We start from the raw sequence: 7,377 nt of genomic DNA, 5'->3' as shown, positions 1-7,377 counted from the left end.
CCATGGGAGTTGGCTTTACCCGAAGGCGCTGCGCTAACCGCAAGGAGGCAGGCGACCACGGTAGGGTCAGCGACTGGGGTGAAGTCGTAACAAGGTAGCCGTAGGGGAACCTGCGGCTGGATCACCTCCTTTCTAAGGATGCTTCTCCAGTCTCTCACGAGACTATTGAAGCTCCAGACACGGTGCGCTTGACGCACCACAAAGAGCGGATCGCCGCCGTCTTCGTTTCTCTTTCCACTTGTTTCGAGCCGTCGAGGTTCGAGACACGATCGCGAGCCCTGGAGCGGATCCCTTCGAACACTGTTTGGAGCGTCCGATCTGAGCGGCCTATGGGCCCGTAGCTCAGTTGGTTAGAGCGCACGCTTGATAAGCGTGAGGTCATAAGTTCAAGTCTTATCGGGCCTACCACTCTTTCCTCCTACGGATCCGCAACCGACCAGCTCCCGCTGGGCAAGCAACTCGCACGTCAGTGTGAGGGGCCATAGCTCAGTTGGTAGAGCGCCTGCTTTGCAAGCAGGATGTCGTCGGTTCGAATCCGTCTGGCTCCACCATACTTGGTTGGCTTTCCTGGCTACCGCTTCGCTATGAGCGAGGCTAGCTGGTAGGAAGAACCGAGTTTATCGCGATCGGGAATGATCAAGTTTGCACTGGCTCTTGAGCCTGTTGCGAAATGACATTGTGAAGGCAGGGTTCCTCCGCCAACCGTAGCTCACCCCTGGGATACGGACCTGGTTTAAGGATGGACTTAAGAAGACATCATTGTCTGACTAAAGGTAGAGCTCATGCTCGATCCCTTCCCGCGAGATGCGGCTAGGGTCGATTATGCATGGGTTTTGCTGAGAACGATCAAGCGCATAAGGGCTTCTGACGGATGCCTTGGCATTGAGAGGCGATGAAGGACGTGGCACGCTGCGATAAGAGCCGGGGAGGCGCGAGCACCCTTTGATCCGGCTATCTCCGAATGGGGAAACCCACCTTTATGGTCACCCGACTTTGCTTCAGCTTCGGCTGGAGCGGCGATCGGTTGATCAGACAAGGTATAATGACCTGAATACATAGGGTTCATTAAGCAAACCCGGGGAACTGAAACATCTCAGTACCCGGAGGAAAGGACATCAACCGAGACTCCCGTAGTAGTGGCGAGCGAACCGGGACCAGGCCAGTGCTGTCGTGACATAAAGCTGAATGTGTTGGGAAACACAGCCATAGTGGGTGATAGCCCCGTAAGCGTCAAATAGCGACAGACTCGAGTAGGGCGGGACACGTGAAATCCTGTCTGAACATGGGGGGACCACCCTCCAAGCCTAAGTACTCCTCAATGACCGATAGCGAACAAGTACCGTGAGGGAAAGGTGAAAAGCACCCCGACAAGGGGAGTGAAACAGAACCTGAAATCGGAAGCCTACAAGCAGTCGGAGCCACCGCGCGTGGTGACGGCGTACCTTTTGTATAATGGGTCAGCGACTTCATGTGCCGTGCAAGCTTAAGCCGTTAGGTGTAGGCGCAGCGAAAGCGAGTCTGAATAGGGCGAATAAGTACGTCGCATGACGACCCGAAACCAGGTGATCTATCCATGAGCAGGTTGAAGGTAAGGTAACACTTACTGGAGGACCGAACCGGTGAATGTTGAAAAATTCTCGGATGACTTGTGGATAGGGGTGAAAGGCCAATCAAACCTGGACATAGCTGGTTCTCCGCGAAAACTATTTAGGTAGTGCCTCGGACGTATTCCTTGGGGGGTAGAGCACTGAATGGATGCGGGCGGCGCGAGCTGTACCAATTCTAATCAAACTCCGAATACCCAAGAGAACTATCCGGGAGACACACGGCGGGTGCTAACGTCCGTCGTGAAAAGGGAAACAACCCTAACCATCATCTAAGGCCCCCAAGTACTGGCTAAGTGGGAAACGATGTGGGTTTGCTTTGACAACCAGGATGTTGGCTTAGAAGCAGCCATCATTTAAAGAAAGCGTAACAGCTCACTGGTCAAGCGAACCTGCGCGGAAAATGTAACGGGGCTCAAGCCAGTCGCCGAAGGTATGGGTGTGCACTTTGTGCACGCGGTAGCGGAGCGTTCCGTAAGCCGATGAAGGTGAGGCGTGAGCCTTGCTGGAGGTATCGGAAGTGAGAATGCTGACATGAGTAGCGATAAAGAGGGTGAGAGACCCTCTCGCCGAAAGCCCAAGGGTTCCTGCGTAAAGCTAATCTGCGCAGGGTTAGTCGGCCCCTAAGGCGAGGCCGAAAGGCGTAGTCGATGGGAATCAGGTGAATATTCCTGAACCAGTTGGAAGTGACGGATCTGGTAAATTGTCAGGGCTTATTGGATTGCTCCTGGCAGTGAACAGGTCCCTGGAAATAACTCCAACGGAGACCGTACCCGAAACCGACACAGGTGGGCAGGTAGAGTATACCAAGGCGCTTGAGAGAACTGTGCTGAAGGAACTCGGCAAATTGCACGCGTAACTTCGGGATAAGCGTGACTCTCTTTTGGGCAACCAGATGAGAGTGGCACAAGCCAGGGGGTAGCGACTGTTTATCAAAAACACAGGGCTCTGCGAAGCCGCAAGGCGACGTATAGGGTCTGACGCCTGCCCGGTGCCTGAAGGTTAAAAGGAGGGGTGCAAGCTCTGAATTGAAGCCCAGGTAAACGGCGGCCGTAACTATAACGGTCCTAAGGTAGCGAAATTCCTTGTCGGGTAAGTTCCGACCTGCACGAATGGCGTAACGACTTCCCCACTGTCTCCAGCACAGGCTCAGCGAAATTGAATTCCCCGTGAAGATGCGGGGTTCCCGCGGTCAGACGGAAAGACCCTATGAACCTTTACTGCAGCTTCGCCTTGGCGTTAGCAGCAACATGTGTAGGATAGGTGGGAGGCTATGAAACCGGGGCGCCAGTTCCGGCGGAGCCATCCTTGAAATACCACCCTTATTGTTGCTGACGTCTAACCGCGGCCCGTTATCCGGGTCCGGGACATGGCGTGGCGGGCAGTTTGACTGGGGCGGTCGCCTCCCAAAGTGTAACGGAGGCGCGCGATGGTGGGCTCAGACCGGTCGGAAATCGGTCGTCGAGTGCAATGGCATAAGCCCGCCTGACTGCGAGACTGACAAGTCGAGCAGAGACGAAAGTCGGCCATAGTGATCCGGTGGTCCTGCGTGGAAGGGCCATCGCTCAACGAATAAAAGGTACTCTAGGGATAACAGGCTGATTTTGCCCAAGAGTCCATATCGACGGCAAAGTTTGGCACCTCGATGTCGGCTCATCACATCCTGGGGCTGGAGCAGGTCCCAAGGGTTCGGCTGTTCGCCGATTAAAGTGGTACGTGAGCTGGGTTCAGAACGTCGTGAGACAGTTTGGTCCCTATCTGCCGTGGGTGTACGAGACTTGAGAGGATCTGTCCCTAGTACGAGAGGACCGGGATGGACACACCTCTGGTGGACCTGTCATGGCGCCAGCTGTGCAGCAGGGTAGCTAAGTGTGGAATAGATAACCGCTGAAAGCATCTAAGCGGGAAACTAACCTCAAAACAAGGTCTCGCTGAGAGCCGTGGAAGACCACCACGTTGATAGGCCGGGTGTGGAAGTGCGGCGACGCATGGAGCTTACCGGTACTAATAGCTCGATCGGCTTGATCGTTCTTCAGTCAAGCCCATGCAAATCATGGCTCTACTTCAGACAACGATGTCTTCTTCACAATCTCCGGCCTCGCAAGAAGCCGGATGATATCCTTTTCGCTGACCTGGTGGCTTTGCCGGGGGTTCCCCACCCGATCCCATTCCGAACTCGGTCGTTAAGTCCCCCTGGGCCAATGGTACTTCGTCTCAAGGCGCGGGAGAGTAGGTCGCCGCCAGGTCCGCCAAAAGGATATCAAAACCACAAGTCCAACACCCTGCACTCACAATCTCACACCAACACCCTGACGCGGGGTGGAGCAGCCCGGTAGCTCGTCAGGCTCATAACCTGAAGGTCACAGGTTCAAATCCTGTCCCCGCACCCAAGGGTCTAAAAACGAACAAGCCGCCTTCGGGCGGCTTTTTCGTATCTGGCGTTCGAGTTCACCAGAAGGGCTTGGCGTCGACCAGTTCGTCGATAGCCCTGCGAGCGGCCGTCAGCAGGTCCTGTTCCTCGTCGCCCAACACGACCCTGTGGGCGGCCTTGGCCAGATCCGCGTCCCCGTGGGCGGCGACGTCGACGAGGCCCTCGCGGACGTTGCGGTCGTTCAGGGCGCCCAGGGTGTCCTGCGCCGCCTTGGCCGCCCGCACGAACCGCTCGGCTCGTTCATGATGTTCCGGAAACAGAGCGGCGAGATCCTCGGCCGCATAGCGCAGCGTCTTACCCTTCAGGCGTAGGCGATGGCGCGCTTGGGCGTCCAGGTCGTCGAAGCGTTTGGCGCGCTTCTTCACCTGCTTGCGGCGATGGTCCAGCACCTCGGCGGCGTAGGACCGGGCGGACGCATCGCGCGTCTCGGCCAGGTCGGGATCGGTCGTCCAGGCGCCCGTCTCCAGCCAGGCCGCCGCTTCCAGCAGCACGTCGCGGGCCCGAGCGCTTTCCAGCGCGGCCTCCATGCGCAGATAGGCGTTGGCGTGGGCGGCTTGCAGCCCCCGTTCGAACGTTTCCTTGCCGGCGAAGGCGGCGCCGTCGGCCGCGGCGCTCCATACCTCGCCGACGAAGACATCGAGGTCGCGAGCGGCGTCGAACTCCCCCGCCAGCCAGGCGAGCTCGTCGTCGAGCCGATGGGCGGCCTCGTCGCGTGCCAGGGGCTTGAAGATCTTCAGCAGGGCTCGCAGCCGCCGCGAGGCCACGCGCGCCTGGTGCACGCATTCTGCCTCGGGGCGTTCGCGCAAGGCCTCCAGCGCCATGCAGAGATGAGCGAGATCGGCCTGGCCCAGAGCCTGAAGGGTCTCGCCGACCCGGCCGTAGGGATTTAGGACAGCGCTTTGGCGCCGCGGCGAAACGCTGGCCTCGCCCGCGGCCAGGCCGTAGCCGCGCTCGGCCTTGCTGACCAGCGACAGCCGTAGCGGAACGTGCCGCGCCAGGGCCCGGGCGAGGTCGAACAGGGCGCTGGGCGGGCCCGATTTCAGCTCCAGCTCCAGCTCGCAAACCGGGGCGTGTCGCTCGGCGGCGCTGAGTTCGCCACGGTCGAGGGCGGCCTCGATCACCGCGCCGGCGACATGCACCAGCCGCACGGTGCGCTCGACCCGCGTCTTGAAAACCGGCGCCAGCGGTCGGTCGGCCAGCATCGCCGCCGCTGGCGTGCGGGCCAGGGCGTCTAGATCGGGGCCGGGACCGGCGATCGCCGTCTCCCACTCGCCGCGCGCGAAGACACCGCCCGCCGAGGCCGATTTCAAGGTCTGCTTGCGACCGCCTTCGCCGTCGCGGACCCGCAGGCCAAAGCCCGCTCGCCGCAGGGCGTGGTCGGGCGTATCGAAATAGGTGGCGTCCAGCTGGCGCACCGCCCCTTCGCCGCCATACTCGCCGGTCAACTCGGCCAGGGCCGGCTCGACGGCCTCGGGCGGGATCAGGAACTTCAGCTCGATCTCGCGATCCATGACCTGCCAACTCCCGCGCGGGTCTCGAAGGACGCTAAGGCCCGAACAGCGCTATGACGGCTCGCCATCGTCTTGTCACGTGGTTTGGCCAAGCGTCTTGCCAAGACTCTGGCGCGGGTCCAAACGTGCGCGCCATGAGCAAGATCAAAGCGTTCGAGCCCCGCCACGACTGGACCCTAGCCGAGGTGGAAGCCCTTTTCGACCTCCCGTTCATGGAGCTGGTCTTCCAGGCCGCGAGCGTCCATCGCGCCGGGTTCGACCCCAGTGAGATCCAGCTTTCGCAGCTGTTGTCGGTCAAGACCGGCGGCTGCGCCGAGAACTGTGGCTATTGCAGCCAGAGCGCTCACTTCAAGACGGGTCTCAAGGCCGAGAAGCTGATGGCGGCGGACGATGTCGTGGCCAAGGCGCGCGCCGCCCGCGACGGCGGCGCCCAGCGCTTCTGCATGGGCGCGGCCTGGCGCGAGCTGAAAGACCGCGACCTGCCCAAGCTGACCGAAATGATCGGCGAGGTGAAGGCTCTGGGCCTGGAGACCTGCGCCACCCTGGGCATGCTGACCGCCGACCAGGCCAAGGCGCTGAAGGCCGCCGGCCTCGACTACTACAACCACAACCTCGACACCGGCCCGGACTATTACGCCGACGTGGTGACGACGCGCACCTACCAGGAACGGCTCGACACCCTGGCCCACGTCCGGGACGCGGGCATGAGCACCTGCTGCGGCGGCATCGTCGGCATGGGCGAGACGCGCCGCGATCGGGCTGGCCTGCTGCACCAGCTGGCCACCCTGCCGTCTCACCCCGACAGCCTGCCGATCAACGGCCTGGTGCCGGTCAGCGGCACCCCGCTGGGCGACAAGATCCTCTCGGAAGGCAAGCCCATCGACTCGATCGAGTTCGTCCGCACCATCGCCGTGGCCCGCATCGTTTGCCCGAAGTCGATGGTTCGCCTGTCGGCCGGCCGCGAGGGCATGAGCCGCGAGCTGCAGGCCCTGTGCTTCATGGCCGGCGCCAACTCGATCTTCGTCGGCGGCAAGCTCCTGACCACCCCGCTGCCGGACATGGACGAGGACTCGCGCCTCTTCCAGGATCTGGACCTCAAGCCGATGGGCGGCGCGGTCCGCGTCGAGGCCCACCAGCATGAGGTCGTGGCGGCGGAATAGGGGCCCGACGCGGTCGGAGGTTGCAGTAGCGCAAGCTCGGCGACCGCTGGGAGCGCTAGGCTTGTCGCCGGCACTACAATCCGGAGCGCTCCGATGGACGACCTGATGCTCGCGCGCGCCCTGCACGTCCTGGGCGTCGTCGTTTGGATCGGCGGGCTTTCCATGGTCACGAGCGTGGCCTTGCCAGCCATTCGCCGCGGCGCGCTCGGGTCCGACTGGCCGAAGGCCTTCGCGGCTATCGAGCGCCGCTTCGTCTGGCAGGCGCGGATCTCCGTGCTGACGGTCGGCGCCACCGGCTATCATCTGTGTGACCGCCTCGATCTCTGGCCCCGCTTCCAGCAGCCCGCCTTCTGGTGGATGCACGCCATGGTCGGGGTGTGGACGGTGTTCTTTCTCTTCCTGTTTGTCGGCGAGCCACTGGTGCTGGACCGCTATTTCCCGGGCTGGGCCGAGAAGGATCCGGCGCGCGCCTTTCGATGGATGTGGCGGGCGCACGTCGTCCTGCTGGCCGCGAGCGTGGTCACCGTATTGGGCGCGGTGGCCGGCGCTCATGGCGCGGTCTTCAGTGGGCTCGGTTAGCGGCTGATCTCGCTGCGGGGATCAAGTCGCGGTCGTTACACTTTAAGATTAGTTTTGAGGAAGGTGTAACCTCCCGGTGGCGTCGCGCCATG

3 protein-coding genes, 3 tRNA genes and 3 rRNA genes are annotated in these 7,377 nt (G+C 61.4%); 8 read left to right on the top strand and 1 reads right to left on the bottom strand.

The genetic code is table 11. From position 1 onward, the window contains the following. The 6 genes from VJ655_RS11575 to VJ655_RS11550 all read left to right on the top strand — a co-directional run. A 16S ribosomal RNA gene (locus VJ655_RS11575) occupies nt 1-132 on the top strand; the annotation flags it as partial. 199 nt (nt 133-331) lie between these two features. Next, nucleotides 332-408: transfer RNA gene (locus VJ655_RS11570), tRNA-Ile, on the top strand. Nucleotides 409-475: 67 nt separating this feature from the next. Beyond that, nucleotides 476-551: transfer RNA gene (locus VJ655_RS11565), tRNA-Ala, on the top strand. Between the two features lie 293 nt (nt 552-844). Then, a 23S ribosomal RNA gene (locus tag VJ655_RS11560) occupies nt 845-3,633 on the top strand. Nucleotides 3,634-3,735: 102 nt separating this feature from the next. Then, nucleotides 3,736-3,850: ribosomal RNA gene (gene rrf, locus VJ655_RS11555) — 5S ribosomal RNA — on the top strand. A gap of 67 nt (nt 3,851-3,917) precedes the next feature. Then, nucleotides 3,918-3,994 (top strand) — tRNA-Met (locus tag VJ655_RS11550). A gap of 58 nt (nt 3,995-4,052) precedes the next feature. Here the strand turns inward: VJ655_RS11550 and VJ655_RS11545 are convergent. Next, nucleotides 4,053-5,546, bottom strand: a complete 1,494-nt coding sequence (locus VJ655_RS11545) for an inorganic triphosphatase (RefSeq protein ID WP_324111206.1) — start codon at nt 5,544-5,546, stop codon at nt 4,053-4,055. Nucleotides 5,547-5,680: 134 nt separating this feature from the next. Here VJ655_RS11545 and bioB point away from each other — a divergent pair, with 134 nt between their 5' ends. After that, nucleotides 5,681-6,706: a biotin synthase BioB gene (gene bioB / locus VJ655_RS11540; protein ID WP_324111205.1), complete on the top strand. Its 1,026-nt coding sequence runs from the start codon at nt 5,681-5,683 to the stop codon at nt 6,704-6,706. Between the two features lie 93 nt (nt 6,707-6,799). Further along, nucleotides 6,800-7,285 (top strand): hypothetical protein, encoded by a 486-nt coding sequence (locus tag VJ655_RS11535; protein ID WP_324111204.1) that lies wholly within the window; start codon nt 6,800-6,802, stop codon nt 7,283-7,285. Nucleotides 7,286-7,377: the final 92 nt, after the last annotated feature.

It is taken from the genome of Caulobacter sp., from assembly GCF_035254145.1.
Taxonomy (GTDB): Bacteria; Pseudomonadota; Alphaproteobacteria; order Caulobacterales; family Caulobacteraceae; genus Caulobacter.
The sequence above is the reverse complement of the archived record's forward strand: the minus strand, read 5'-3'. Positions and strand labels throughout refer to the sequence as shown.

What these genes read in the sequence shown, in the direction of transcription:
- VJ655_RS11535 (WP_324111204.1), top strand. Translation starts at nt 6,800, where the DNA reads ATGGACGACCTGATGCTCGCGCGCGCCCTGCACGTCCTGGGCGTCGTC.
- bioB (WP_324111205.1), top strand. Translation starts at nt 5,681, where the DNA reads ATGAGCAAGATCAAAGCGTTCGAGCCCCGCCACGACTGGACCCTAGCC.
- VJ655_RS11545 (WP_324111206.1), bottom strand. Translation starts at nt 5,546, where the DNA reads ATGGATCGCGAGATCGAGCTGAAGTTCCTGATCCCGCCCGAGGCCGTC.